The organism is Kitasatospora sp. NPDC058184 (genome assembly GCF_042883725.1).
GTDB lineage: Bacteria > Actinomycetota > Actinomycetes > Streptomycetales > Streptomycetaceae > Kitasatospora.
Window position 1 is genome coordinate 185,816 of record NZ_JBHVVE010000005.1, and the last position, 26,432, is coordinate 212,247.

Sequence of the window (26,432 nt, forward strand, 5' to 3'; positions counted from 1 at the left end):
GCACACTCCCCCTGTCAGGTGACGGCCACGGGCGGAGTTCATTAGACAACAGGCCTTGCCAGGGCGGGTTTCCGTGCTTGATCGGCCCCGAGCGGTCCTCCGGTCGGCGTAGCCTTCGTGCATGGCAGAGAGCAAGGTCCGGAAGGCCACGGCGAAGAAGCCGGTGGCGAGGACGGCGGCGGTGAAGACGGCGGCGGTGAAGCCGAGGAAGCCGGAATCGCACCTGGCGATGGTGCGGCGGGCCCGGCGGATCAACCGCGAGCTGGCGGAGCTGTACCCGTACGCGCACCCGGAGCTGGACTTCGAGAACCCCTTCCAACTGCTGGTGGCCACCGTGCTGTCGGCGCAGACCACCGACCTCCGGGTGAACCAGACCACCCCGGCGCTGTTCGCGAAGTACCCGACGCCGGAGGACATGGCGGCGGCGAACCCGGAGGAGCTGGAGGAGGTCATCCGCCCGACCGGATTCTTCCGGAACAAGGCGAAGTCGCTCATCGGCCTGTCGATAGCGCTGCGCGACGAGTTCGGCGGCGAGGTCCCCGGTCGGCTGGCCGACCTGGTGACCCTGCCCGGCGTCGGCCGCAAGACCGCCAACGTCGTCCTCGGCAACGCCTTCGGGGTCCCCGGCATCACCGTGGACACCCACTTCGGGCGGCTGGCCCGCCGGTTCGCCTGGACCACCGAGGACGACCCGGTGAAGGTCGAGGCGGCCGTCGCCGAGATCTTCCCGAAGTCGGAGTGGACGATGCTCTCGCACCGGGTGGTCTTCCACGGCCGCCGGATCTGCCACTCCCAGAAGCCCGCCTGCGGCGCCTGCCCGATCGCGCCGCTCTGCCCCTCGTACGGCGAGGGGGAGACCGACCCGGAGAAGGCACGCAAGCTGTTGAAGTACGAGATGGGCGGCCAGCCCGGGCAGCGGCTGCGGCCGCCGGCCGACTTCCCCGGGGAGGCGGCCGCCCGTGCGGACGCCGCCGTCCACCACGGACAGGTCGCGGACCTGGCGGTGGACGCGTGAGCGGGCGGTGCGGGCACCCCGGGCCGGAGGCCGGGGGAGTCGCGCGGGGCATCGAGCTGGACGGGCTGCCGGCCTGGCTGGAGCCGGTCCGGGAGGCGGCCGAGCGGGTGATGCCGGAGCAGCTGAGCCGGTTCCTGCCGCCGGCCGAGGGCGGCCGTCCGGCGGCCGTGCTGATGCTGTTCGGCGAGGGCCCGCAGGGGCCGGACCTGCTGCTGATCGAGCGGGCCCGCTCGCTGCGCTCGCACGCCGGGCAGCCGTCCTTCCCGGGCGGTGCGCTGGATCCGGAGGACGGCGACCCGAACGGCCCGGGCCCGATCGCGGCGGCGCTGCGCGAGGCCTGGGAGGAGACCGGCCTGGACCCGGCCGGGGTGCAGGTGTTCGCGGAGCTGCCCCGGCTGTACATCCCGGTGAGCAGCTTCGTGGTGACCCCGGTGCTCGGCTGGTGGCGCGAGGAGTCGCCGGTGCGCCCGGTGGACGCGGCGGAGACCGGCGCGGTGTTCCGGGTCACCGTCGCGGAGCTGGCGGACCCGGAGAACCGGGTGCGGCTGCGCCATCCGTCCGGGCACGTCGGGCCCGCCTTCGCGGTCGCCGGGCGGCTGGTCTGGGGCTTCACCGCCGGGGTGATCGACCGGGTGCTGCACCACAGCGGCCTGGAGCTGCCCTGGGACCCGTCCAAGGTCGTCGACCTGTCGGACGAGGCGCTGGCCCTGGTCCAGGGCGACCTCGAACACTCCCGGGTGCTGCCGGGCGGCGACGCCGACGCTTCGTGACGGGCCGCCGGCGCGTCCGGCGCGCGGGCCGTGGGAGGGTGTCCGAGTGAACGTCCTGGATGTGCTGCTGATCGCCGCGGCCGTGGCATTCGCCGTGTCGGGCTACCGGCAGGGCTTCGTGGTCGGCGTGCTCTCACTGGTCGGCTTCCTCGGCGGCGGCCTGCTCGCCGTCGAGCTGCTGCCGCTGCTGCTGCTCGACCACATCGGCCCCGGCACGACGGCCTCGGTGGTGGCCGTGGTGGTGGTGATCGTCCTCGCCGCGATCGGCCAGGCGGTCACCGCGCACTTCGGCTGGAAGCTGCGCGGGCACATCGGGCGCCGTCCGGCCCGGGTGCTGGACGCGAGCGGCGGCGCGGTGGTGAACGTCGTCTCGATGCTGCTGGTGGCCTGGCTGATCGGTTCGGCGCTGGCCGGGGCGTCGCTCCCGACGGTCTCCAAGCAGGTCCGGTCCTCGGCGGTCCTCGGCGGGGTGCAGAACGCCCTGCCCGACGACGCGCCGAACTGGTTCTCGGACTTCTCCAAGGTGCTCGCCCGCAACGGCTTCCCGCAGGTCTTCAACCCCTTCGAGCACGAGCCGATCACCCAGGTCGACAGCCCCGACCCCGCGCTGGCCGGCAGCCCGGCGGTGGCGCGGGCCCGGCAGAGCCTGGTCAAGGTGGTCGGCACGGCGACCTCCTGCGGCAAGACCCTGGAGGGCAGCGGCTTCGTCTTCGCCCCGCACCGGGTGATGACCAACGCCCACGTGGTCGGCGGGGTCAACGAGCCGACCGTGCAGATCGGCGGCGTCGGCCAGCTGTACGACGCGACGGTGGTCCGCTACGACTGGCAGCGCGACATCGCCGTCCTGGACGTGCCCAAGCTGAACGCGCCCCCGCTGGCCTTCGCGGGCGAGGCCAGGACCAACGACAGCGCGATCGTGGCCGGCTTCCCGGAGAACGGCGCCTTCAACGTCCAGCCGGCCCGCATCCGCGGCCGGATCCAGGCCAACGGCCCGGACATCTACCACCGCGGCCAGGTGGTCCGCGACGTCTACTCGGTGCGTTCGCTGGTCCGGCAGGGCAACAGCGGCGGACCGCTGCTCACCCCGGACGGCGAGGTGTACGGCGTGGTCTTCGCCAAGTCCCTGGACAGCGCGGACACCGGCTACGTGCTGACCGCGGCCGAGGTGCGCGAGGACGCCGTGCAGGGCGGCGCCGCGACCGCCCGGGTGGACACCCAGGGCTGCGCGCTCTGACCGGGGGGCGGGCCGGAGCCCGGGGGTGGTCGCGCCGGGCCGGAGCGGCCGATATCCGTCGCTCCGTCAGACGGCACTGGTAGCCTCGGCCGCGCTCACCCGTTCGGCTCAACCGGGCGCCGTCCCGGGGTGGGCCCGACAGGAGGTCGTGGCAGTCCGATGATGGGTCACTCGCACGCGGTGAGCGGGGCGATGCTGTACGCGGCCTCGGCCCCCTTCCTGCCCCCGCTGCTGCTGCACACCACCCTGCAGCCCGCGGACATACTGATGGGCACGGTGCTGTGCGCGGGCGCGGCCCTGCTGCCGGACCTCGACCACCACGACGGCTCGATCGCCAACTTCCTCGGTCCGGTCTCCAAGATGCTCTGCCGCTTCGTGGCCTGGATCTCCGGCGGCCACCGGCACGCCACCCACTCGCTGCTGTTCGTCGCGTTGATGGGCGCCGGCACCTGGGCCGGGGTCACCTACCTGGGGCGCTACTTCACCCTCGGGCTGACCTTCTTCCTGCTGGCGCTCGCGATCCGGGCACTGCGGCTCTGCCCGCCGGGCGACGGCCCGGAGGCGTGGATCACCGTCATCGGCCTGGCCGCGCTCGGCACCTTCGGGATGAACACCTGGATGCCCAACTCGCCCGGCTGGCTGCCGTACGCGGTGGCCCTGGGCACGCTGGCGCACCTGCTCGGCGACTGCCTGACCAAGAAGGGCGCGCCGCTGCTCTGGCCGCACAAGGAGCGCTACGAGGTCGTGCTGATCAAGCGCAGCGGGAACAGCGTCGAGACCAAGGTGCTGGTGCCGATCATGTCGGTGGCGACCTTCGTCCTGCTCTGGTTCACCGCGCTGTCGCCGACGATCGTGAACTGAGGCGACGGTGTCTGTGACGACGGTGAACTGAACGGGCCTGTCGGGCCCGCCGGGCGCTTCCGGCGCACCGGCCGATGGTGGACGCGGCGCGAGGCCTCAGGTCTCGCGCCGCAGTCGTGCGCCCACCCAGCGGGCGCGCCGGCCGAGGATGCGGGGGATGCCGAGCTGCCGCCGCTCCGTGCGCTGACGGCCGTCGGGGCCGTCGAAACCGAGGTCGTCCGCCCGGTCGGGCCGGTGGGCGGCGCGCTGGGGGCTGTTGTGACGTCGGCCGCGCGGGGCGCCGCCGCTTTCGGGCATCCAACTCATACCGGAAGGGATGCCCCTGGGCCAGTGGAGGTAACCGCCTGGGCCTCGCCGAAATTGGCCTATGCGGTTGTCATATGAGCGTAAAGATAGGGGAGTTGGGGCCGAGGGCCCGCCCCGTGGACCGCACGTACGGCCGCGTCCCCGCCCGGTGCGACCGTGCCCCCCGTTCCGTACGGCCGTGCCCCCGGTTCGTGCGGCCGCACCGGGCGGGACCGTGCCGGGTCACTCCTTGTGGCGGCCGATCCAGTCCAGCAGCTCGGCGGTGAACTCCTCCGGCGCCTCCTCGTGCGGGAAGTGCCCGACCCCCGGCAGCAGCCGCCAGCGGTACGGCGCCGCGACGTACTCGCCGCCGCCGAGCGCGGTGTGCGACAGCAGCACCGGGTCCGCGGCGCCCTGGACGTGCAGGGTCGGCGCGGTGATCGGCTTCTTCATCCGCCGGGCGAACTGGATGCCGTCCGGCCGGGCCATCGAGCGCAGCAGCCAGCGGTACGGCTCGATCGAGCAGTGGGCGGTGCTGGGGATCTGGATCGCCTGCCGGTACGCGTGCAGCGCGGCCTCGTCCAGGCCGTTCGGACCGGTCCAGGAGGTCAGGTAGCGGCCGACCAGCTCGGCGTCGTCGGCCACCAGGCGGCGTTCCGGTATCCACGGCCGCTGGAAGCCCAGCACGTGGTCGAAGGCGGCGAACTGCCGGCGGTCGGTCAGCAGCGCGCGGCGCAGGTCCCGCGGGTGCGCGGCGGAGACCACGGTGAGGCTCTGGATGACGGACGGCCGCATCACCGCCGCCACCCAGGCCAGGGTGCCGCCGGAGGCGTGCCCGACCAGGTGCGCCCGGCGCTCGCCGAGCGAGCGGATCACCCCGGTGATGTCCAGGGCGAGGTTGCCGGGGTCGTACCCCCGCGGGGTGCGGTCGCTGCCGCCTATGCCGCGCAGGTCGAGCGCCACCGCCCGGTAGCCGGCCTCGGCGAGCGCGGTCAGCTGGTGGCGCCAGGCCCACCAGTACTCGGGCCAGCCGTGCACCAGCAGCACCAGCGGGCCGGAGCCCAGCTCGGCGATGTGGAAGCGGGCGCCGTTGGCCGCGAGGTCGCGGTGCGTCCACGGGCCGGGCTGCCGGACGTTCCAGGCCTCGCCGCTCTCCGCCGAGGTCCCGGCGGAGAGCGGACTGTTGTCCTCGGGGCCGGTGTCCTCGGAGGCGGTGTCCTCGGAGGCGGCGCCGGGGCCGCCGGGGCCTTCGGGGCCTTCGGGAGTGAGCCCGGCGCCGGAGTCAGGACCGGAGTCGGGGCCGGAGTCGGCGGACGGCTGCGCGGGCACGGGCGTCTGGTCAAGCGGCATACCGAGAGCGTGTCACATCCGCGCGTCGGACACGTGCCCGGCACTCGTTGTCGGCCGGTCCGGCGCCCGTCGACGCGGCGCCGTCCGCCCCCTGCCGTTGCCCTGCTGCTGCCCTGGCGTCCTCCTGCCGCAGCCCCGGCGGCGCCGGGTCGGTGACGGTACGCCGGTTATGGGGCGCCGGTTGCCGGGCGCCGGTTGTGGGACGCCGGTTTACGGGATGCGGCCGAAGGCCCGGTCGATCTCCTCCTGGGTGGCCGGGCGCGGCCGGGCGTTCTTCAGCACGTCGGCGGTCTTCTGGGCGCCCTCGATGGTGCGCACCGGCTTCTCGATCTTCTTGAACGAGCGCCAGGCCAGCATCCCGAGCAGCACCGCGAGCAGCAGGTAGGCGCCCGCCACGATCAGGAAGGACCAGCCCAGCGACAGGCCCAGCGCGTGGATGCCGAAGGCCGCCGCGGCGCTCAGCATCGGGATGGAGAACAGCGCCACCACGCCGGCGACGATCAGCGAGACGCCGCCCGAGACGCCGCGCTTGACGTCCGCCCGGATCTCGGACTTGGCGAGCGCGATCTCGTCGTGGACCAGCGCGGACAGGTCGGCGGTGGCCGCCGCGAACAGCTGCCCCACCGAACGCTCGCCCTCGTAGGGCGCCCGGCCGTTGCTGGACGGGTCTGCGGCTCCTGCGGGCATCAGCGGTTCTCCTCTGCGGCTGTACGGCGTGACGCCGCCGCGGGTGTGCGGTTCCGGGGGCCGGTGGGGGGTCCGGAGGCGTCTGTGGGTTGTCGACAGCTCAGAATCATGCCCCTACCGGTCAGTCGGACACCACTCCGGGGCCCCGCCGGAGGGACGTGTCCCGGCGGCCGGGGCGCTCCGGAGGCCTCCCGGAGGGGTTTGCGGGGCGCTTTTCCGGAGGGGTTCTCCAGAGGGTCCCAGGTGCCTCAGCCGGGCTGGCCGGGCCGGTCCCGGGGGTCGGGGGCGGGGTCCTGCCCCTCGTCGGTCGTCGGGCGGGCCGCCTCGCCGACCCGTGCCCGCCAGGCCGGGTCGTCCTCCTGGTAGACGTCCGGGACACCGTCCCCGTCCAGGTCCCGGTCCTCCTCCTCGCACAGCTCGCGGTAGTGCCGGTTGCGCAGCTTCAGCAGGACCGTGGCGACCGCCGCGGCGAGCACCGAGCCGACCAGCACGGCCGTCTTGGCCCGGGCGGCGAGCGCCGGGTCGTCCGGGAAGGCCAGTTCGCTGATCAGCAGCGAGACGGTGAAACCTATGCCCGCGAGCACCGAGACCGCGACCATGTCGGCCCACTTGAGCCGCGGGTTCAGCTCGGCCCTGGTGAACCGGGCGGTCAGCCAGGCGCCGCCCAGCACGCCCACCGACTTGCCGACCAGCAGACCGATCACGATGCCGAGCGGTGCGGCCTGGGTGAACACCTCGCGCAGCTTCGGACCGGAGACGGCCACGCCGGCCGAGAACAGGGCGAACACCGGGACGGCCAGGCCGGCCGAGAACGGGCGGACCAGGTGCTCGATGTGCTCGCCGGGGGAGTGCTGCTCGTCGCCCTCCCGGTGGCAGCGGAGCATCAGGCCCATCGCGACGCCCGCCACCGTGGCGTGGATGCCGCTCTCGTGCATCAGCGCCCAGTTCACGACGGCCAGTGGCACGAAGAGGTACCAGCCGTGGACACCGCGCCGGTGCAGGAACCAGAACAGCACCAGCCCGGCGAAGGCGAGGCCGAGCGCCCAGAACTTGATGCCGTGGCTGTAGAAGATCGCGATGATCAGGATCGCGATCAGGTCGTCGACGACCGCCAGGGTGAGCAGGAAGGCGCGCAGCGCGGACGGCAGGTGGCTGCCGACCACGGCCAGCACGCCGAGCGCGAAGGCGATGTCGGTGGCGGTCGGGATCGCCCAGCCGCCGGGGTGCCCGCCGGGGCCGGAGTTCACCAGGGCGAAGAGGATCGCGGGCAGCGCCACCCCGCAGACGGCGGCGACCACGGGCAGCAGCGCGGCACTGGGCGTGCGCAGCTCACCCGCGACGAACTCGCGCTTGAGCTCGATCCCGGCGACGAAGAAGAAGATCGTCAGCAGGCCGTCCTTGGCCCAGGTGGCCAGGGAGAGGTCGAGGTGGAGCGGGGCGGAGGGGCCGACGGTGTAGTCGAGCACGCTCTGGTAGGCCTGCGGCCAGACGTTGGCCCAGATCAGCGCGATGACGGCGGCGCCCAGCAGCAGCATGCCGCCGACCGTCTCGGTGCGCAGGGCGTCGGTGATGAAGGTGCGCTCGGGCAGTGACAGCCGGCCGAGGAACTGCCGGCGGCGGTTCGTCGGCTCGTGGACGGGCGGCTGGTCGGTCACGGGGACCTCCTGGGGCTGGGAGCGGCAACGGATGCACGGGTGGTGCAGTTGCCGACCAGACTTCCCGGCGCGCCCTGTGACGCCCGCGACTCCCGTCAGGGATCTTGATGCGTCCTTAATAGTCTAGCGGGACGTTTGGGTGACATCCGGATTGTCCTATCCAAGGACTTAAGCCCTACGGGCCGGTTCTGCACTCCGGAGGAGCAGCGACCCGGCACCCGAACGGCCGCTCTGTACCCGAACGGGTGCGGAAGCGGCGGTTGACGGAACGACCGGCGGAACGACCGGCGAGACGGCCGACGAGACGGTTGTCGTACGGCTGACGAAACGGATGGCGAAACGGCTGTGCCCCGGACGGTGATCACCGTCCGGGGCACAGCCGTTGTCTCAGTGGGTCAGCCGTCGCGGACCCGGAGGGTCAGCGGCCGCCGGCCCGGTGGGCTCAGCCGTTGCCGTTGTCCGAGGACGGCAGCTGGGCCTGGATCTGGCTCATCACCGTGCTGTCCGCCAGGGTGGTGGTGTCACCGACCTCGCGGCCCTCGGCGATGTCGCGCAGCAGGCGGCGCATGATCTTGCCGGAGCGGGTCTTCGGCAGCTCGCCGACCACCTTGATCTGCTTCGGCTTGGCGATCGGGCCGAGCGTGCGGCCGACGTGGGCCCGCAGCTCCTCGACCAGCTCGGGGCTCTCGGTGGCACCGCCGCGCAGGATCACGAAGGCGACGATGGCCTGGCCGGTGGTGGCGTCGGTCGCGCCGACCACGGCGGACTCGGCCACGGACGGGTGGCCGACCAGGGCCGACTCGACCTCGGTGGTCGAGATGTTGTGGCCCGAGACGAGCATGACGTCGTCCACCCGGCCGAGCAGCCAGATGTCCCCGTCCTCGTCCTTCTTGGCGCCGTCACCGGCGAAGTAGCGGCCCTCGAAGCGCGACCAGTAGGTGTCGATGTAGCGCTGGTCGTCGCCCCAGATGGTGCGCAGCATGGACGGCCACGGCTCGGTGAGCACCAGGTAGCCGCCGGAGCCGTTCGGCACCTCGGCGGCGTTGTCGTCCACCACGGTGGCCGCGATGCCCGGCAGGGCGCGCTGGGCCGAGCCCGGCTTGGTCTCGGTGACGCCCGGCAGCGGGCTGATCATGATGGCGCCCGTCTCGGTCTGCCACCAGGTGTCCACGATCGGACACGTGCCGCCGCCGATGTGCTCCCGGTACCAGATCCAGGCCTCGGGGTTGATCGGCTCGCCGACGCTGCCCAGCACCCGCAGCGAGGACAGGTCGAACTTCGCGGGGATGTCGTCGCCCCACTTCATGAAGGTGCGGATCGCGGTCGGCGCGGTGTAGAGGATCGTCACGCCGTACTTCTGGACGATCTCCCAGAACCGGCCCTGGTGCGGGGTGTCCGGGGTGCCCTCGTAGATGACCTGGGTGGCGCCGTTGGAGAGCGGCCCGTAGACGATGTACGAGTGGCCGGTGACCCAGCCGATGTCGGCGGTGCACCAGTAGACGTCGGTCTCCGGCTTGAGGTCGAAGACCGCGTGGTGGGTGTAGCTGGCCTGGGTGAGGTAGCCGCCCGAGGTGTGCAGGATGCCCTTGGGCTTACCGGTGGTGCCCGAGGTGTAGAGGATGAACAGCGGGTGCTCGGCGTCGTGCGCCTCGGGGGTGTGCTCGGTGGACTGGCGCGCGGTGATCTCGTGCCACCAGACGTCGCGGCCCTCGGTCCACGGGATGTCCTGCCCGGTGCGGCGGACCACCAGGACGTGCTCGACGCCGTCGACCTTGGTGAGCGCCTCGTCGATGGCCGGCTTGAGGGCGGAGGGCTTGCCGCGCCGGTAGCCGCCGTCGGCGGTGATGACGAGCTTGGCCTCGGCGTCCTGGATGCGGGAGGCGACGGCGTCGGAGGAGAAGCCGCCGAAGACCACCGAGTGGGTGGCGCCGATCCGGGCGCAGGCGAGCATCGCGACGACCGCCTCGGCGATCATCGGCAGGTAGACGGCGACCCGGTCGCCCTTGCGGACGCCGAGCTCCAGCAGCGCGTTCGCGGCCTGCGAGACCTCGTCCTTGAGCTGGGCGTACGTGATCGAACGGCCGTCGCCGGGCTCGCCCTCGAAGTGGATGGCGACCCGGTCGCCCAGGCCGTTCTCCACGTGGCGGTCGACGCAGTTGTACGCGACATTGAGCTTGCCGTCGGCGAACCACTTGGCGAAGGGAGGGTTGGACCAGTCGAGGGTCTCGGTCGGCTCGACGGCCCAGGTGAGGCGACGGGCCTGCTCGGCCCAGAAGCCCAGACGGTCCTCGGAGGCCTGCGCGTACGCGGCCACGGTGACGTTGGCGGCGGCGGCGAGCTCTGCCGGAGGGGCGAAGCGCCGCTCCTCCTTGAGCAGGTTGGCCAGGCTCTCGTTGCTCAACGCGCACTCCTCATCGAGTCATGATCGGGGGCGATCCCGTGCGTGGGGATTGTCCCGTGTGTCCCAGCGCACAGCTCACCAGGCGAACGGGGCAGTTGACAAGAGGCTCCTGTGAATTGGTGTAGACCTTTGACCGACGGCCGGGCGGCGGCCGACCGGCGACCGGCCGGCCTCGCGTCCGGTCCGCCGCAGAGGACCGGACGGCCGTTCGGGGGTGGGTGGGCCCGTGCCCCGGCCCGCCCGGCGGGGACACGGACCCGGCTCTCAGGCGGCCAGCCGGGGGCCCTCCTCGCCGCCCTCGACCGGAACCCGATCATCCTCCCTCACCCGTTCGGCCGATGCTGTGTTCGGCCGGACATCGGGGCCGGTTCCGATGGGGGCCTCGGTGTGGTGTTCGATTCCGTTCGCGTCCTTCCCGGTGCGGGCCTCGACCGGGCTGAACGTCCCGGCTGCCCGGTCGAGGACGTAGGCCTGGGCCGTCGCGAGGTCGAAGTACATCCCGACCAGCCGCAGGGTGCCCTCCTCGACCCGGCGCTCCACCGCCGGGTTGGCCAGCAACTGGTCCAGCTGCTGGACCACGTTGGTGATGCAGAGCTGCTCCACGACGTCCACCGCGGGCCGGGCGGCGAACTCCGCCGGGACCCGTCGGAGCCGGTCCAGCGAGCCGCGGCCGTTGCGCAGCCAGCGGGTCAGCGGGGTGGGCGGCCCGGGGCGCTCGTGCACGCCGTCCAGCAGGGCCTGCATCGCGCCGCAGCCGGAGTGGCCGCAGACCGTGATCGAGCGCACCTCCAGCACCTCGACCGCGTACTGCACCGCGGCGGCCACCGAGTCGTCCGCCGCGCCGGGTTCGTGCGGGGCCGGCACCAGGTTGCCCACGTTCCGCACGGTGAACAGGTCCCCCGGACCGCTGTTGGTGATCATGCTGGTGACCATCCGGGAGTCCGCGCAGGTCAGGAAGAGCTGGGAGGGCGTCTGCCCCTCGCGCGCCAGCCGGGCGAGTTCCGGCCGGACCAGCGGGGCGGTGTGCAGCTGGAACACCCGGACGCCGTCCAGCAGTCGGCCGTGCGGGTCCTCCTGCTGCTCGATGCAGTGGTGGCCGACCCAGGGCGTCCAGGCCCGGCAGCGGTGCGGGCCCGGTGAACTGCCCGCACGCACGGTGCCGTCCGGGTCGAGCACCTCGTCGTCCTGGCGGCGCGTCACCATCGAGACCAGGCCGCCCGCCTCCTGGTGCCCGGCCCGCCAGGTGTGCAGCGTCTCGTACGCGGCGTGGTCCAGGAAGGACCCGTCGTGGACCACGGTGACCTCGGCCCCGGCCGGGATGCCGGCCAGTGCCCGACCGAGCCGGGGCACGGTGGTGAAGGTGAGCGGGCCGTGCGTCCGGACGGTGACGGCGCCCCCGGGGCCGGTCTCCACGTCCACATGGGCGCGGGTCAGCCGGTAGAGGGCGAGCAGGACGGCGGTGCCGGCGCCGATCGCGACGCCCCACAGCACGCCGGCGGCCACCACACCGAGCACGGTGATCAGGTAGACCGGGAACTCGCGGTGCCGGTGCACCTTGCGGATGTGCGCGAAGCTCACCATCTGCAGCCCGACCACCAGCACCAGCGCGGCGAGCGCGGCCAGGGGGATCCGGCGCAGTCCGCCGGTCAGCGCCAGTGCGGCGGCCAGCACCCAGACGCCGTGCAGCACCGAGGCCCACCTGGTCTGGCCACCGGCCCGCACATTGGCGGTGCTGCGCACCGCGCCTCCGGCGACCGGCAGTCCGCCGACCAGTCCGCTCACCAGGTTGGCGAGGCCCTGCCCGCGAAGTTCGCGGTCGAGGTCGCCGGTGCGGCGGGACATCCGGTCGGTCGCGACGGCGGACAGCAGCGACTCCACGCTGGCCACGGCGGTGACGGTGAGGACGGCGGCGAGCAGCCCGAGGACCGGGCCGTGCGGCAGCGCGGGCAGGAGCGCCTGCGGCCGCCAGGCGGGCAGCTCGATGTGGGCGAGCCGCAGGTCCAGGGCGAACACGAGGGCGGTGGCCAGTGCGACCCCGGCCAGCGGGCCGGGGACCCTGGCCAGCCGGGCGCCGAACTCGCCCGCTCGGCCGGGCAGTCGGCCGAGCCGGGGCCAGCCGACCAGGACGGCCACGGTCACCGCGCCGGCCAGCAGCGCGGGTGGGTGCGGGCCGGCCAACTGGCCGGGAAGGGCCAGGATGTCGGCGATCGCGGAGCTCTGCGGCGAGCCGCCGAGGACGACGTGCAACTGCGCGATGGCGATGGTGATCCCGACCCCCGCCAGCATGCCGTGCACGATCGCGGGCGAGACGGCGAGCGCGGTCCGGGCCACCCGGCGTGCGCCGAGCAGGAGTTGGAGCAGTCCGGCGGCGACGGTGATGGCGCAGGTGGCCCGCCAGCCGTACTGGGCGATCAGTCCGGCGGTGATCACCGTCAGCGCCGCCGAGGGGCCGCTGACCTGGAGCGGTGTGCCGCCGAACAGCCCGACCACGATGCCGCCCACGGCCGCGGCGGCCAGACCGGCGGTGAGCGGGGCGCCGGTGGCGAGCGCGATGCCGAGGGAGAACGGCACGGCGATCAGGAAGACCACGAGGGACGCGGAGAGGTCCTGGGCCCACCGGATGCGGGAGCCCGCGCCCGGCGGCGCGTGGTCGGTGGTGTCGGAGGCGATGGGGGCACTGGAGATGTCGAGGGTCATTGTCTTCCCGTCTGTCCGGGGGAGCGAACGCAGTCAGGTCCGGCGGTGAATCCGGGGTGGGGCTCCGGGGCGGATCGGCTGTCGTGGGCGCGACGGTGTGGCGGGATGGCGTGGGCGCGGCGGGGGAGTGCGGGTGTCACCGGCCGGCGTTGACCATCAGGCCCGCCAGGGCTTCGGGCGAGGTGCGGGACGTCTCACCGGGGGCCACCGGGCGAACCATCAAGACTCGGTAAACCGAGGGTAATGAAAGCTTTGCACAGCGTGGTTCCGGGAGGGAAGCGGAAAACCCCCTGATTCACCCCAATGGGTGGTGGCCTAACGGTCGGGAATCTGCTGGTCGCAGCGGTCGTGGCTCCCGTCCGCCGGGGTCGGCTCCGGGGCCGGGCGCGGCGAACGGGCCGCGACCTCCCGGAACGGGGAGGTCGCGGCCCGTTCGGCGGCGGTGGTGGGGGTCAGGCGCGGGCGCCCGCCGGGGAGGTGCGCGTGTCGCCGTCCGCGAACCCGCCCAGGACGAAGTCCTCGTCCACCTGGGTCGCGAGGTCGATGCCGACCTTGGAGTTGGCCCAACTCTCCGCGTTGCGGCGGTGGAAGAGCACCGCCTGCTCGGTGTAGCGGCGCGCGTCCCGCCGCCCGTACGCCGCGTCGGCCTCGATCCGCAGCTCCTCCAGCACGGCCCGGTCGGCCGTCTCCAGGGACTTCAGCGGCGGTTCGGCGCCCTGCTCCAGGCGGCGCACCCAGTCCGACTGCCGGAAGGTGGTGAGCAGGTCGTCGCCGACCTCGCGGCGCAGGAAGGCCAGGTCGTCCGGCCCCTGCACCTTGTTGCCGACCACCCGCAGCCGCACGCCGAAGTCGCGGGCGTAGTCCTTGTACTGGCGGTAGACGGAGACGCCCTTGCGGGTCGGTTCGGCGACCAGGAAGGTCAGGTCGAAGCGGGTGAACAGGCCGGAGGCGAAGGAGTCCGAGCCCGCGGTCATGTCGGTCACCAGGTACTCGCCCGGGCCGTCCAACAGGTGGTTGAGCAGCAGTTCCACCGCGCCGACCTTGGAGTGGTAGCAGGCCACCCCGAGGTCCTCCTCGGTGAACGCGCCGGTCGCCAGCAGCCGGACCGAGCCCTCGTCCAGCGCGATCGGGCGGGCGCAGGCGGCGTAGACCGGGTTCTCCTCGACGATCCGCAGCAGCCGCGAACCGCGGCCGGGCGGCGTGGTTTTGATCATCTCGTCGGAGGAGCGGATGAGCGGGTTGCTGCCGCGCAGGTACTCCTTGATCTCCGGCAGGTGCCCGCCCAGTGAGGGCAGGGCGGCGGCCTGATCGTCCGTCAGGCCCAGCGCGGGGCCCAGGTGCTGGTTGATGTCGGCGTCCACGGCGACGACCGGCCGGCCCAGGGCTGCCAGGTGGCGGATGAACAGCGCGGACAGCGTGGTCTTCCCGCTGCCGCCCTTGCCGACGAAGGCGATCTTCATCTGGGGACTCCGGCTCTCGCTCAGGGCCCTCGCTGCGGGCCGTCCGCCCAGGGGCCGCGCGACGCCGCCCCTAGTTGGAAATCGTTATCGTCTCCGATAGCGGCCATGCTAGCCGGGGTTTGGGCGTCGCCGGGGGCGGGAAGTGAGGATTGCCTCTAACGGGTGATGCGGGGTTGCTGTTCCGGGAGGGGCGGCCCGTTCATTACTCTCGGGTAGGTGAGCACTGGAACTGATCCCCTCGCCCCGCTGGCCCAGCTCCCCGGGGTGCCCGACGCGGTCGCCGAGGTGCGCAAGGCCGTCGACCGGCTCTACGGCCACCGGGTGATGCGCCGCCGCGCGGCCGAGGTCACCTCCGAGTCCGCGCTGCGCGGCGCCCGCGCGTCGGCGGCCCTGGCCGGGGCCGACTGGCCGCTGGAGGAGGTCCGCCGCCGCAGCGACTTCGGCGCGGACCCCGAGGCCCGGACGGTCGGCGCGGCCCTGCGGATCGCCGCCGAGGCCGGCCAGCTGCTCAGCATCTGGCGGCACTCGCCGCTCCAGGTGCTGGCCCGGCTGCACCTGCTCGCGGTCGGCGACGGCGATCCGGCCGCCGGTCGCCCGCGGCGGGCCGGGGAGGGCGCGGAGGTGCTGTTCCCGCAGGAGCTGGAGCCGGTGGAGAGCGTCGAGGTCGAGGCCGTCGACGGGCCGCCGCCCGTGCTGCCGCCCGCTCCGGGCGCGGAGGAGGTCGCGGCCCGGCTCGACCAGCTCTCCCGGCTGCTGGTGGCGCGTGCGGAGGGCCAGGGCGTGGGCACGCCGGCCCTCGTCGTGGCCTCGGTGGTGCACGGCGAACTGCTCGCGCTGCGGCCGTTCGGCGCCCACAACGGCGTGATCGCGCGGGCCGCCCAGCGGATCGTGCTGATCGCCGAGGGGCTCGACCCGAAGTCGATCTGCCCGGCCGAGGTCGGCCTGGCCGAGCTGGGCACCGCCGCCCACCGCCGAGCCCTGGCCGGCTACCTGGCGGGAACCCCCGAGGGGATGGCGGCCTGGATCGCGTACAGCGGTCGGGCGCTGCGGCTCGGGGTGCGGGAGAGCACGGCGGTCTGCGAGGCGATGCAGCGCGGGATGGTCTGAGCGCCCCGCTCGGGACGGCGCGCGCGGCCCCGAGGGGGCGCGCGGAGACGAGGATGCGGCGGCACCTGCTCCTGCCGGGTGCCGCCGCTGGTGCAGATACCGGGTGACCATGCATGCACCGGAAGTGCCGATCAGACGGGGATCCTGCCCGTTCGTCTGGTCCGGCGGCCCGACAGCGGGTCGGCTGCATGTGGGTGCCCGGATATCTGTACGTGCGGTCCGTGGGGCCTGAACTGCGTTGTCGGTTTGACCTCTTAAGGTCCTGACCGGGTCTCGCGGGCCGTGCTTCATTTGTATCGCGTTTCGGGGGAAAGGGGAACCCGAAAAGAGAAGTCTGTCCCGATTGACCGTTTTGTCCAAGGGCTGCCGGGCCGCCCGCCTCAGGCGAGGGGGCGCCTCCGGCGGGCCAGGTACCAGATCACCCCGGCGGTCACCACGGCCGTCCCGACCGCCACCGCGGTCAGCACCGAGCCGCTCGGGGCCGAGAACTCGGGCAGTCGGCGCCGCAGTTCCACCGGCTTGTCGAAGACCAGCACCGGCCACTCCCGGGCCTGCGCCTCCTTCCGCAGCGCGCGGTCCGGGTTGACCGCCGACGGATGGCCGACCGCCTCCAGTAGCGGCAGGTCGGTGGAGGAGTCGCTGTAGGCGAAGGAGGCGGCCAGGTCGTAGCCCTCGGTCGCGGCCAACTCCCGAATGGCCGCGGCCTTGTTCTCGGCGTAGGCGTAGTACTCGATCTCGCCGGTGTAGCAGCCGTCCTCGACCTGGAGCCGGGTGGCGATCACGTGGTCCGCGCCGAGCAGCCGACCGATCGGCTCGACCACCTCGGAGCCGGAGCTGCTGACGATCACCACGTCCCGGCCGGCCGCGTGGTGCTGCTCGATCAGCGAGGCCGCCTCGTCGTAGATGATCGGGTCGATCAGGTTGTGCAGGGTCTCGGCGACGATCTCGCGGACCTGCTGGACGTTCCAGCCCCGGGTGAGCGCGGAGAGGTACTGGCGCATCTTCTCCATCTGGTCGTGGTCCGCGCCGCCGACCAGGAAGACGAACTGGGCGTACGCGCTGCGCAGTACGGCCCGACGGTTGATCAGTCCGCCCTGGTAGAAGGGGCGGCTGAAGGCCAGTGCGCTCGACTTGGCGATGATGGTCTTGTCGAGGTCGAAGAAGGCCGCGGTGCGCAGCCCGCCGGGTCGGGGGCGAACGGGCGGGCGGAGCTCTTCGGGCCCGGTGGCGTCGCCCTGGGACTCGTCGGCGTAGTCGTCGGCGTTCTCGGTGGTGTCCACGGGAACCGAGGATAGAGGGAGCCGCAAAAGACCCCGCCATTCGGCGTACTCGCGGGCGTGCGGGTTTGTGTTTCTGGCCGCTCGGGTACACCATGGAAGTCACGGATCGTTCGCGACCGTGCTAACCCGGTCCGGCTCCTCCCCCCCGAGCCGGGCTGTGGATAGACGACCCCCGCTCTCCCCCCCGGCGGGGGTCGTCGCACGTCCGGGGCCATTTTCAGGGCTTGAACGCCCCTCGCCGTGGGTGCGCCGCCGTCGTGTCGACGGCTTACAGGGGGTGTCGCCGCTCCGGCCCGTCGATCGACTTTCGTCACTCTGTGTCGCCATTTGCTCATGCCCGTCGAGGATCGAACGGCTGGTTCCGATCGGTGGTGCGAGCCCGTTCGGAAGCCGTTCGGAAGCGGTGTCCGGAAGGCGGCGGGCGGAGGTCGGGAGAACGGCTGAACGGGACGGGGCGGGTCGCCGGTTCATCTCGGTGACCCCCTTTCGTCAATTCTTCGCCGAATAGCCCCCCGCCCGGGTGAACGTTTTCCTCCACAGCACACGAGTTATCCACAGGCAATCGGAACCCGGATGACGAAATCCGGATCTCCCCCCACCGTGATGACCGGCGGCGGTCGCCGGGCAGGGCCTCACCCCCTTCCTCCCTCAGAGGCCTGTCGGGCGGCCGTCCGCCGGAACCGTCCGACGTGCGCCGTCGGCCACCCCGGTGGTCGGCGGCGCGGAGGGGAGCAACCATGTCGACGCCGATCGCCGACCACATCACCGCCGAGGGCCCCGCGGTCGCCGGGCCGCTCGTCGTCACCGAGGACGAGGGCCTGGCCGAGCACCTGCTGCGGATCTGCGCGGCGGCGGGCACCGAGCCGAGGCTGGTCCGGGGCGCGCCGCCGACGCGGGACCTCTGGGAAGGGGCCTCGCTGGTCCTGGTCGGGGACGACCAGGCCGTCCGCTGCTCCGGGCTGGGGCGGCGCGGCGGAGTGCTGCTGCTCGGGCTGGACCTGGACGACCCCGGGGTGTGGGTCAGAGCCGTCCAACTCGGGGCCGAGCACGTGCTGTTCCTGCCCGACGCCGAGGCCTGGCTGCTCGACCGGATCGCCGACGCGGCCGAGGGCGTCGGCTGCCCGGCGGTCACCGTCGCGGTGCTCGGCGGGTCCGGCGGGGCCGGGGCCTCGACCCTGGCCTGCGCGCTGGCGGTCACGGCCGCGCGGGCGGGCCGGCGGACGATGCTCCTGGACGGCGATCCGCTGGGCGGGGGCCTCGACATCCTGCTCGGCGGCGAGCGGGTCAGCGGGCTGCGCTGGCCCGATCTGGCCGGCTCCCGCGGGCGGGTCAGCGGGGCCGAGCTGGCCCGGGCGCTGCCCGCGCTCAAACGGCTCTCCGCGCTGTCCTGCCTGTCCTGGGACCGCGGCGACACCCTGACGGTGCCGCCGGAGGCCATGCGCAGCGTGCTGGCCGCCTCCAGACGGCGCGGCGGGCTGGTGGTGGTCGACGTGCCCCGGCACCTCGACGCGGCCGCCGGGCAGGTGCTGGAGCAGTCCGACCTGGCGCTCCTGGTGGTGTCGGCCGAGCTGCGCGCGGTGGCCGCCGCCGACCGGGTCGCGGCGGCGGCCCGGATGCGGCTCGGGGACGTCCGGGCCGTGGTGCGGCCGGTGCGGGCCGGCGGGCTCCCGGCCCGGCAGATCGTCCGCGGGCTGCGCTTGCCGCTGGCGGGGGAGCTGGAGCCGGAGCCGGGCCTGGCCCAGGACGTCGTGAAGGGCGTCCCGCCCGGAAGCCGGGAGGGCGGCCCGCTCGCGCGCTTCTGCGCGAGCTTCCTGACCGAGGTGCTGCCGCCGGTGCCGGTGGCCGGAGGAGGTGTGTACTGATGGTCCGTCTGCGCAGAACGGTCCTTCGGAGCGGATCGCCCGGTCCGGGCGGCGGTGCGCGGGAGCACCGGCCGCTGCGGAGCGTGCCGCCGCCCGGCGGGCCGCCGGAGCCCGGGCACGGGCCCTGTCCGTACGGTCGTACGGCCCGCGAGCAGCGGGCGGCGGCCCTGGTGGACGCGGTCCGGCTGCGGCTGGCCGAGTCGGGGGCCGCTCCGACGGCAGGCTCGGTCGCGGCCGCGCTGCGGGCCACCCGCCCGCCGCTCGGCGGGGACGAGGTCCTGGACACCGTGCGCTCGCTGCGCGCCGAACTGGTGGGTGCGGGCCCGCTGGACCGGCTGCTGGCGGCGCCCGACGTCACGGACGTCCTGGTGAACGGTCCGGACGAGGTGTGGGTCGACCGTGGCGGCGGCCTGCAGCGAACCACCGGAGTCCGTTTCGCCGACGCCGAGGCGGTGCGGCGGCTGGCCCACCGGCTGGCCACGGCGGCCGGCCGGCGGCTGGACGACGCCCGCCCGTGGGTGGACGCCCGGCTGCCGGACGGCACCCGGCTGCACGCCGTACTGCCGCCGATCGCGGCCGGCTGCACGCACATCTCGCTGCGGGTCTGCCGCCCCCGGCCCTTCACGCTCGACGAGCTGGTGGCGGGCGGGTCGCTGCCACCAGAGGGTGCGGAACTGCTCGCGGGCATCGTGCGGGCCCGGCTGTCGCTGCTCGTCTCCGGCGGGACGGGCTCGGGGAAGACGACGCTCCTGTCGGCCCTGCTCGGTCTGGTCGGGCCGGACGAGCGGATCGTGCTCGCCGAGGACTCCGCCGAGCTGCAACCGGCCCACCCGCACGTGGTCCGGTTGCAGAGCCGGCCTCCCAACCAGGAGGGGCTGGGCGAGTTCACCCTGCGGGACCTCGTCCGCCAGGCGCTGCGGATGCGTCCGGACCGGCTGGTGATCGGCGAGGTCCGCGGGCCCGAGGTGTCGGACCTGCTGGCCGCGCTGAACACGGGGCACGAAGGCGGCTGCGGCACGGTCCACGCCAACACGGCGGCGGACGTGCCGGTCCGACTGGAGGCCCTGGGCGCGCTCGCGGGCCTCGACCGGACGGCGCTGCACGGCCAACTGCGGGCCGCGCTCGACGTGGTGGTGCACCTGGTCCGCGATCCGGGCTCGGGGCGGCGCCGGGTGGCGGAGATCCACACGCTGGCCGGGGCCGGTGACGGGTCAGCCGTGACCACGCCCGCGGTGGCCTTCCCGGCGTCCGGTGGCCTGAGCCCCGGTGCGGGGTGGGAGCGGCTGGTCGGACTGCTGGCGGCACGCGGGGTGTCGCTCGGGCGGGGGCGCCTGTGATCGCGGTGACGGTGACCGGGCCGGTGGGCGCGGACGTGCGGGTGGTGGAAGTCGCCTTCGCCCTGTTGGTGGGCGGGTGCGCCGTGGGAGCCCTGGTGCTGCTCGGCGGCGCGGGCCGGAAAGACCGAGGTCAACGGAGGTGGGTGAAGTGATGCAGAGTCAGCTCGCGTTCTGCTGGGTGCTGGCGTTGTTCCTGGTGGCCGTCGCCGCGTGGCGTGCGGTGCAGGGGCAGTTGCCGGGCGGGCAGCGCTCCAGGCTGGTGCTGGCGGGCAGCGGGCCTCCGGCGCGGGGGCCCGGCCCGGCGATCGCGGTGCGGTCCTGGGCCGGGGGGCCGCTGCCGGGCTTCCTGGTGCCCGAACTGCTGCTCCTTCCGCTGGGGTTGGCCGCTGGGCAGGCCACCGCCTCACCGGTGCCGGTACTCGCGGCCGCGCTGGCCGTCCTGCCGCTGCGCAGGTGGCGGCTGCGGCGACGCCTGGCGGTGGAGGCCCGGCACCGGGCCGCGGCCGTGGTGGAGCTCTGCGCGGGCCTGGCAGGGGAGTTGCGCGGTGGTGCGACACCTGAACAGGCGCTGCACCTGGTCACCGCGCGGCTCGCCGCCGACCCGGAGGGGCTGCGCAGGCTCGGCGAGGAGCCGGTGGCCAGACTGGCGGCGGGCCGTTACGGCGGGGACGTACCCGCCGCGCTGCACCTGCTGGCCGAACTTCCGGGCGGCAGTGGGGCCGCGGCCGTCGCGGCCTGCTGGCGGGTGGCCGAGGGCAGCGGATCGGGGTCGGCCGATGCGCTGGACCGGGTCGCGGAGGCGCTGCGCGGCGAGCGGGCGCTCGCGGAGGAGATCGCCGGGGAACTGGCAGGACCGCGCGCGACGATCGCCGTCCTGGCCGCGCTGCCGGGCGTCGGGCTGCTCCTCGGTGCGGCGCTCGGGGCGCACCCGCTGGAGGTCCTGCTGCACACCCCGGCCGGGCTGGGCTGCCTCGTGGCGGGGGCGGTCCTGGAGGGGCTGGGCGTGCTCTGGACGGCACGCATCGTCCGGGCGGCGGCCCACGGCGCGCTGGAGGCGCCGGCTGGGCGGGGTGGGCGGTGTGCGGCCTCAGGTCGTGCGGGGCCCGCTCTTCGGCCGGGCGAGCGGAACCGCGGGCTGTCGCGGGTGCGCGCACGGGCGCTCGGAGTGGAAGCGGGGGCGAGGTGATGCGGGGCATCGAGTGGGCGGCTTTCGCCCTCACGGCAGGCGTGGTTGCTGCGGGGTGGGCGTCGGTGCGCGGCCGGGTGAGACGCCGACGGGTACTCGTCCGGGCCTGGGGTGGAGAGGGGATCGGAAGGCGAACCAGGGCTGCTGCCTTGGTGGTTGAGCGTCGCCGACGGCTGTTGGTGGCGGGCGTCGCCGGGATCACGGCGGCGGTGCTGCTCGGTGGCGGCCCCGGGCTGGCCGTCGGGGTGCTGCTCGCGGTGGGTGTCCATCGCTGGTCGGCCCGGGTGCGCTCGCCGGCCGACCGCAGGGCGGCCCGCGAGGAGGAGCTGCTGACCAGGCAACTCCCGCTGGGCGCCGAGCTGTTGGCGGCCTGCCTCGGCTCGGCGGCGCTCCCCTCGGAGGCCGTGTCGGCGGTGGGTCGAAGTGTGGGGGCGCCGCTGGGGCCCCGGCTGGCGGCGATCGGGGCCGAACTGGCCCTGGGTGCACCGCCGGAGCTGTGCTGGCACCGCCTGGGCGAGCAGCACCCGTCGCTGGCGCCGCTGGCGCGCTGTCTGGAGCGCAGCAGCCTCGGCGGCGTCCCCGCCGCCGGCCCGCTGATCGGGCTGGCGCAGGGGCAGCGCACGGCGGCCGCCCGCGCGGCCCACACCCGGGTCCGCCGGGCCGCGGTGCTCGCCACCGCGCCGCTGGGGCTCTGCTTCCTCCCGGCCTTCGTCCTGATCGGCGTGGTGCCGGTGGTCGTCGGCCTCACCAGCCGCTTCGCCGAGGCGATGTGAAGGATCGTAGGCCGCACGAGCGGCCGTCGTACGTCGAGTGACAGGAGAGTTTTCATGACCGCAGTGATCGCGATTCGGCCCGGTGCCGGGCGTCCGCTCCGCCCGTTGGCCGAGGAGTGGCAGCGGAGGAGCCACCGGTCGGCCCGTCGGGTGCGCTGGGCAGCCCGCCGGGTCCGCCGGGTGGCGCGGCTCCGGGGCCGCTCGGACGCCGGGATGACCACGGCCGAGTACGCCGTCGGGACGCTGGGCGCGTGCGCCCTCGCGGCCGGGCTGTACAAGGTGGTGACCAGCGACGCCATCACCGGTGCGCTGACCGACATGCTGGTACGGGCGCTCCATGCGACCTGAGGCCGGCTGCCGAACTCCCGCCGGTGGGCCGCCTTCGGCCGGTGGACCCCTGGGGGCGGGCGCACCCCGTGGGGCTGCCTCCGGTCGTCGGTGGCCCCCGGCCGGGCGGTCGGGAGGAGGTTCTGTCCCCATCTCGCGAGGCACGCGCTCCGGCGTCGCTCCGCCCGTGCTCCGGGCGGGCGGCAGGGGCCTGAGAACGGACCCGGGCCGGGCGTGGTCGCTGCGCCCGGGGCGACGCGGCGACGCGGGCTTCGTGACGGCGGAGACGGCGGTGGTGTTGCCGGCGCTCCTCCTGCTCGCGGGGATGCTGATCTGGGGCGTGCTCGCGGCGGCCGCGCAGATCCGCTGTGTGGATGCCGCCCGGGTCGGCGCCAGGGCGGCCGCTCGCGGGGAGGCGGACGCCGCCGGGCTCGCCCGCGCGGCGGCCCCGCCGGGCGCACAGGTCCGGGTCGCCCTGGCGGCCGACACGGTCCGGGTCGAGGTGGAGGCGCCGTGCGCTGGGCCGGGCAGGCTCGGCGGGCTGCTCGCCGTCCGGCTCACTGCGGCGGCCGTGGCGGCCCGGGAGGACGTCCTGGTGGCGGGCGCGGAGGCAGGTGGTGGCCCGTGGCCGTCCTGACCGGGCTGCGGGAGGCGGCGGAGCGGCTGGCACGCGCCCGTGCGGCCCGAGCGGTCGCGGTGGGCGGCCGGGGGCCGGACGCCGGCTCGGCGACGGTCTGGCTGCTCGCCCTGGCGATGCTGGGCATGGCGGTGTTCGCCGGGACGATCGCGGTCGGCTCGGTGGTGGCCGCTCGGCACCGGGCCGAGTCGGCGGCCGACCTCGCGGCCCTCGCCGCGGCGGACCGACTGCTGCTGGACCGGGACGGCGGTTGCGCCCGGGCCGCCGGGATCGCCGCCGTCCAGGGCGCCGGGCTGGTGTCCTGTGCGGTCGACCGGTCGGCGGACGCCGTGGAGGTGGTGGCCGAGGTGGAGGTCCGCGGGCTCCCGGCCCGACTGCCGGTCGGCCCGGCGCGGGCGAGGGCTCGGGCCGGGCCGGTACGGGCCCCGGTCACCGGCCCCGAGGACGCGCCGGAGGGCGGGCCGGGCGGGGCTCCGGGCGGAGCCCCGAGCGCGGCTGCGGGGGCGGCCTCATGAACCGGCCGGTGCGCCACCGTCCGGTCCCGGGACCGCTTCCGGTCCGTCTGCCTCCGGCCCGTCCGGCCCGTCCGGGGCCCCCGGCCCGTCGTCCGGTGTCTCCGTGGCTTCGGGTGCCCCGGCCAGCAGGACGTCCAGGAGCCGGACGGCGGCGGCCTTGTCCAGCGGGTCGTTCCCGTTGCCGCACTTGGGCGACTGGACGCAGGACGGGCAGCCGCGCTCGCACTCGCAGGAGGCGATCGCCGTCCGGGTGGCCGTCAGCCACTGGACCGCCCGCTGGAAGCCGCGTTCGGCGAAGCCGGCCCCACCGGGGTGGCCGTCGTAGACGAACACGGTCGGCAGGCCGGTGTCCGGATGCAGCGGCACGGAGACGCCGCCGATGTCCCACCGGTCGCAGGTGGCGAACAGCGGCAGCAGCCCGATCGAGGCGTGCTCGGCGGCGTGGGCGGCGCCGGGCAGCTGGTCGGGCGGGATGTCCGCGTCGAGCAGCTGGTCCTCGGTGACGGTCCACCAGACCGCCCGGGTGCGCAGTGTGCGGGGCGGCAGGTCGAGCTTGGTCTCGCCCATGATCTCCCCGGTGGAGATCCGCTTGCGGAGGTAGCCGACCACCTGGTTGACCACCTCCACCGAGCCGAAGCTGAGCCGGCCCTCGCCCCAGTCCACGGTGGTGTCGGTGTCGAGGACGGAGATGGAGGTGATGTCGCGGGCGGCCGTGGTGTACGGCGGGTCGGCCGGTTCGACCAGGGCGACGGAGTTCTCCAGGTCGAACTCCCGGACCAGGTAGGTGCGGCCCTGGTGCAGGTGGACGGCGCCGGTGTGGACGGTGGTGTGCGCGGCCGCGGCGTCCACCGTGCCGAGCAGCCGGCCGGTGTCGGCCTCGACGATCTGCACCGGGTTGCCGCCGCTGCCGCGCAGGTCCACCGCGTCGGCCGCGCGCTCGCGACGGGTCCAGTACCAGGAGCCGTCGCTGCGGCGGCGCAGCAGGCCGCGCCGCTCCAGGACCGGTAGCAGTGGTGCGGTGGACGGCCCGAACAGCTCCAGGTCGGCGTCGGTGAGCGGGAGTTCGGCGGCGGCCGCGCACAGGTGCGGGGCGAGCACGTGCGGGTTGTCGGGGTCGAGCACGGTGGCCTCGACGGGGGCCGCGAACAGCGCCTCGGGGTGGTGCACCAGGTAGGTGTCCAGCGGGTCGTCCCGGGCGATCAGGACGGCCAGCGCGCCCTGGGCCTCCCGCCCCGCGCGGCCCGCCTGCTGCCAGAGCGAGGCCCGGGTGCCGGGGTAGCCGGCCATCAGGACGGCGTCGAGGCCGGAGATGTCGACGCCGAGTTCGAGAGCGGAGGTGGAGGCGAGGCCGAGCAGTCGTCCGGAGTGCAAGTCGCGTTCCAAGGCCCGGCGTTCGTCGGCGAGGTAACCGCCGCGGTAGGCGGCCACCCGTCCGGCGAGCGGGCGGCCGAGCTGGTCCTGGGCCTGGAGCGCGACGAGCTCGGCGGCGCGCCGGGAGCGCACGAAGACGACGGTGCGGGTCTCCCGTTCGACCAGCTCGGTCAGCAGGTGGGCCGCCTCGGCGGTCGCGGTGCGGCGCACGGGCGCGCCGTGCTCGCCGACGTTCTCGGTCAGCGGCGGCTCCCAGAGGCCGAAGACCATCGGCCCGCGCGGCGAGGCGTCCTCGGTGACGGCCACGGCGGGCAGGCCGGTCAGCCGCCGGGCGGTCGCGGCCGGGTCGGCGGTGGTGGCGGAGGCTAGCAGGAAGGCGGGTGACGAACCGTAACGGGCGCAGATGCGGCGCAGCCGCCGCAGCACCTGGGCGACGTGCGAGCCGAACACGCCCCGGTAGCTGTGGCACTCGTCCACGACCACGTAGCGCAGCGCCTTGAGGAAGGAGGACCAGCGGGCATGGCTGGGCAGGATGCCCCGGTGCAGCATGTCCGGGTTGGTGAGCACGTAGGAGGCGTACTGGCGGACCCACTCGCGCTCCTCGGGCGGGGTGTCGCCGTCGTAGAGGGCGGCGCGCACCCTCGGCGGGGCGAGTTCGGCGGCCCGGCGCCGCTGGTCGGCGGCGAGCGCCTTGGTCGGGGCCAGGTAGAGCGCGGTGGCGCCGCGGCCGTTGCGGGCCTCGGTGCCGTCCAGCAGGTCGCTGAGCACCGGGGCCAGGTAGCCCAGCGACTTGCCCGAGGCGGTGCCTGTGGCGATCACCACAGTCTGGCCGCTTTTGGCCAGATTCATCGCTTCTGCCTGGTGCGCCCACGGCTGTTCGACCCCGACGGCACGAGCCGCGGCCACGACCTCCGGACGGATCGAGTCCGGCCATGGTGAATAACGCGCAGGTCGGGCGGGAAGGTGCTCCGTATGGGTGAGTCGGTCGGACCGCCCCCGGCCGGCGGCCAGGGTCGTGAGCAGTGCCTCGGGCGGGCTGTGTCGGGGCGGCATGAGGACCCAGTGTGTCACCGGCGTGACGGAGAATCGTCGTAAGCCATCGTGCGGGCATGGTCGCAGGTGGTTGAATGTGGCCGTGACGGCCGTATGGCCGTGGGTCGCAGCGCCGAGGCTTGCCACGCGTGGCTGGGCGCGCCCGGGCTCGCGACCATGCGGTGGCGGCCGTCCGGCCGAGGATCGCACATGACGTAGCAAGGCAAGGTGCTGGAGGTTCCGTGGACCTGTCCCTGTCGACCCGTTCAGTCGGCGATCGTACGGTCGTCGAGGTTGGCGGCGAGATCGATGTGTACACCGCCCCGAAGCTGCGGGAGCAGCTGGTCGAGCTCGTCAACGACGGCAAGTACCACCTCGTCGTCGACATGGAAGGCGTTGACTTCCTCGACTCGACCGGCCTCGGTGTGCTGGTGGGCGGTCTGAAGCGAGTGCGTGCCCACGAGGGCTCGCTGCGCCTCGTCTGCAACCAGGAGCGCATCCTGAAGATCTTCCGCATCACCGGCCTGACCAAGGTCTTCCCGATCCACACCTCGGTGGACGACGCGGTCAACGCGACCGACTGACGCGGC

22 protein-coding genes are annotated in these 26,432 nt (G+C 74.2%); 13 read left to right on the plus strand and 9 right to left on the minus strand.

Features of this window, described 5'->3' with window-relative positions:
* Positions 1 to 121 precede the first annotated feature (121 nt).
* The 4 genes from nth to ACFVXH_RS11620 all read left to right on the plus strand — a co-directional run bounded on the left by nth (position 122) and on the right by ACFVXH_RS11620 (position 3,880).
* Positions 122 to 1,015 (plus strand): endonuclease III, encoded by an 894-nt coding sequence (gene nth / locus ACFVXH_RS11605; RefSeq protein WP_387822475.1) that lies wholly within the window; start codon positions 122 to 124, stop codon positions 1,013 to 1,015.
* Positions 1,012 to 1,785, plus strand: a complete 774-nt coding sequence (locus tag ACFVXH_RS11610; RefSeq protein WP_049652149.1) for a CoA pyrophosphatase — start codon at positions 1,012 to 1,014, stop codon at positions 1,783 to 1,785. Before nth ends, ACFVXH_RS11610 begins: the two co-directional genes overlap by 4 nt.
* Before the next feature lie 46 nt (positions 1,786 to 1,831).
* Positions 1,832 to 3,019: a MarP family serine protease gene (locus ACFVXH_RS11615; protein ID WP_049652148.1), complete on the plus strand. Its 1,188-nt coding sequence runs from the start codon at positions 1,832 to 1,834 to the stop codon at positions 3,017 to 3,019.
* 159 nt (positions 3,020 to 3,178) lie between these two features.
* Positions 3,179 to 3,880, plus strand: a complete 702-nt coding sequence (locus tag ACFVXH_RS11620) for a metal-dependent hydrolase (protein WP_049652147.1) — start codon at positions 3,179 to 3,181, stop codon at positions 3,878 to 3,880.
* A gap of 96 nt (positions 3,881 to 3,976) precedes the next feature.
* Here ACFVXH_RS11620 and ACFVXH_RS11625 read toward each other — a convergent pair whose 3' ends face one another.
* The 7 genes from ACFVXH_RS11625 to ACFVXH_RS11655 form a co-directional block, all read right to left on the minus strand.
* A complete protein-coding gene (locus ACFVXH_RS11625; RefSeq protein WP_387822480.1) occupies positions 3,977 to 4,177 on the minus strand; it encodes a hypothetical protein in 201 nt (66 codons plus the stop codon).
* Between the two features lie 231 nt (positions 4,178 to 4,408).
* Positions 4,409 to 5,515 carry an alpha/beta fold hydrolase gene (locus tag ACFVXH_RS11630; RefSeq protein ID WP_387822482.1) on the minus strand — a complete coding sequence of 369 codons (1,107 nt, stop codon included), beginning with the start codon at positions 5,513 to 5,515 and terminating at the stop codon, positions 4,409 to 4,411.
* A 210-nt stretch (positions 5,516 to 5,725) separates the two neighbouring features.
* Positions 5,726 to 6,202 (minus strand): phage holin family protein, encoded by a 477-nt coding sequence (locus ACFVXH_RS11635; RefSeq protein ID WP_049652144.1) that lies wholly within the window; start codon positions 6,200 to 6,202, stop codon positions 5,726 to 5,728.
* Between the two features lie 248 nt (positions 6,203 to 6,450).
* Positions 6,451 to 7,857 carry a Na+/H+ antiporter NhaA gene (gene nhaA, locus ACFVXH_RS11640; RefSeq protein ID WP_082345767.1) on the minus strand — a complete coding sequence of 469 codons (1,407 nt, stop codon included), beginning with the start codon at positions 7,855 to 7,857 and terminating at the stop codon, positions 6,451 to 6,453.
* A gap of 442 nt (positions 7,858 to 8,299) precedes the next feature.
* Positions 8,300 to 10,258: an acetate--CoA ligase gene (acs, locus tag ACFVXH_RS11645; RefSeq protein WP_387822486.1), complete on the minus strand. Its 1,959-nt coding sequence runs from the start codon at positions 10,256 to 10,258 to the stop codon at positions 8,300 to 8,302.
* Between the two features lie 264 nt (positions 10,259 to 10,522).
* On the minus strand, positions 10,523 to 12,955 hold the full coding sequence (locus ACFVXH_RS11650) for a SulP family inorganic anion transporter (RefSeq protein WP_387822489.1): 2,433 nt from the start codon (positions 12,953 to 12,955) through the stop codon (positions 10,523 to 10,525).
* A gap of 452 nt (positions 12,956 to 13,407) precedes the next feature.
* On the minus strand, positions 13,408 to 14,415 hold the full coding sequence (locus ACFVXH_RS11655) for an ATP-binding protein (protein WP_387822492.1): 1,008 nt from the start codon (positions 14,413 to 14,415) through the stop codon (positions 13,408 to 13,410).
* Positions 14,416 to 14,631: 216 nt separating this feature from the next.
* Here ACFVXH_RS11655 and ACFVXH_RS11660 point away from each other — a divergent pair, with 216 nt between their 5' ends.
* Complete coding sequence (locus ACFVXH_RS11660; RefSeq protein WP_074001781.1) at positions 14,632 to 15,522, plus strand: oxidoreductase; 891 nt, start codon at positions 14,632 to 14,634, stop codon at positions 15,520 to 15,522.
* 380 nt (positions 15,523 to 15,902) lie between these two features.
* Here ACFVXH_RS11660 and ACFVXH_RS11665 read toward each other — a convergent pair whose 3' ends face one another.
* Complete coding sequence (locus tag ACFVXH_RS11665) at positions 15,903 to 16,700, minus strand: HAD family phosphatase (RefSeq protein ID WP_049660070.1); 798 nt, start codon at positions 16,698 to 16,700, stop codon at positions 15,903 to 15,905.
* An 839-nt stretch (positions 16,701 to 17,539) separates the two neighbouring features.
* Here ACFVXH_RS11665 and ssd point away from each other — a divergent pair.
* The 7 genes from ssd to ACFVXH_RS11700 all read left to right on the plus strand — a co-directional run bounded on the left by ssd (position 17,540) and on the right by ACFVXH_RS11700 (position 23,439).
* Positions 17,540 to 18,664 carry a septum site-determining protein Ssd gene (gene ssd, locus ACFVXH_RS11670; RefSeq protein WP_387822495.1) on the plus strand — a complete coding sequence of 375 codons (1,125 nt, stop codon included), beginning with the start codon at positions 17,540 to 17,542 and terminating at the stop codon, positions 18,662 to 18,664.
* On the plus strand, positions 18,664 to 20,001 hold the full coding sequence (locus ACFVXH_RS11675) for a TadA family conjugal transfer-associated ATPase (RefSeq protein WP_380738349.1): 1,338 nt from the start codon (positions 18,664 to 18,666) through the stop codon (positions 19,999 to 20,001). Before ssd ends, ACFVXH_RS11675 begins: the two co-directional genes overlap by 1 nt.
* A 151-nt stretch (positions 20,002 to 20,152) precedes the next feature.
* A complete protein-coding gene (locus ACFVXH_RS11680) occupies positions 20,153 to 21,187 on the plus strand; it encodes a type II secretion system F family protein (RefSeq protein ID WP_387822885.1) in 1,035 nt (344 codons plus the stop codon).
* Positions 21,188 to 21,339: 152 nt separating this feature from the next.
* Positions 21,340 to 21,960 carry a type II secretion system F family protein gene (locus tag ACFVXH_RS11685; RefSeq protein WP_380775707.1) on the plus strand — a complete coding sequence of 207 codons (621 nt, stop codon included), beginning with the start codon at positions 21,340 to 21,342 and terminating at the stop codon, positions 21,958 to 21,960.
* A gap of 54 nt (positions 21,961 to 22,014) precedes the next feature.
* Positions 22,015 to 22,308, plus strand: a complete 294-nt coding sequence (locus tag ACFVXH_RS11690; protein WP_079271963.1) for a DUF4244 domain-containing protein — start codon at positions 22,015 to 22,017, stop codon at positions 22,306 to 22,308.
* Between the two features lie 253 nt (positions 22,309 to 22,561).
* On the plus strand, positions 22,562 to 22,924 hold the full coding sequence (locus tag ACFVXH_RS11695; protein WP_387822500.1) for a TadE family type IV pilus minor pilin: 363 nt from the start codon (positions 22,562 to 22,564) through the stop codon (positions 22,922 to 22,924).
* On the plus strand, positions 22,912 to 23,439 hold the full coding sequence (locus tag ACFVXH_RS11700; RefSeq protein WP_387822503.1) for an Rv3654c family TadE-like protein: 528 nt from the start codon (positions 22,912 to 22,914) through the stop codon (positions 23,437 to 23,439). The genes ACFVXH_RS11695 and ACFVXH_RS11700 overlap by 13 nt, the downstream gene beginning before the upstream one ends.
* Here ACFVXH_RS11700 and ACFVXH_RS11705 read toward each other — a convergent pair.
* Positions 23,434 to 25,863 (minus strand): DEAD/DEAH box helicase, encoded by a 2,430-nt coding sequence (locus tag ACFVXH_RS11705; protein WP_387822506.1) that lies wholly within the window; start codon positions 25,861 to 25,863, stop codon positions 23,434 to 23,436. The genes ACFVXH_RS11700 and ACFVXH_RS11705 overlap by 6 nt on opposite strands.
* A gap of 221 nt (positions 25,864 to 26,084) precedes the next feature.
* Here ACFVXH_RS11705 and bldG point away from each other — a divergent pair, with 221 nt between their 5' ends.
* Positions 26,085 to 26,426, plus strand: a complete 342-nt coding sequence (gene bldG, locus ACFVXH_RS11710; protein WP_049659132.1) for an anti-sigma factor antagonist BldG — start codon at positions 26,085 to 26,087, stop codon at positions 26,424 to 26,426.
* Positions 26,427 to 26,432: the final 6 nt, after the last annotated feature.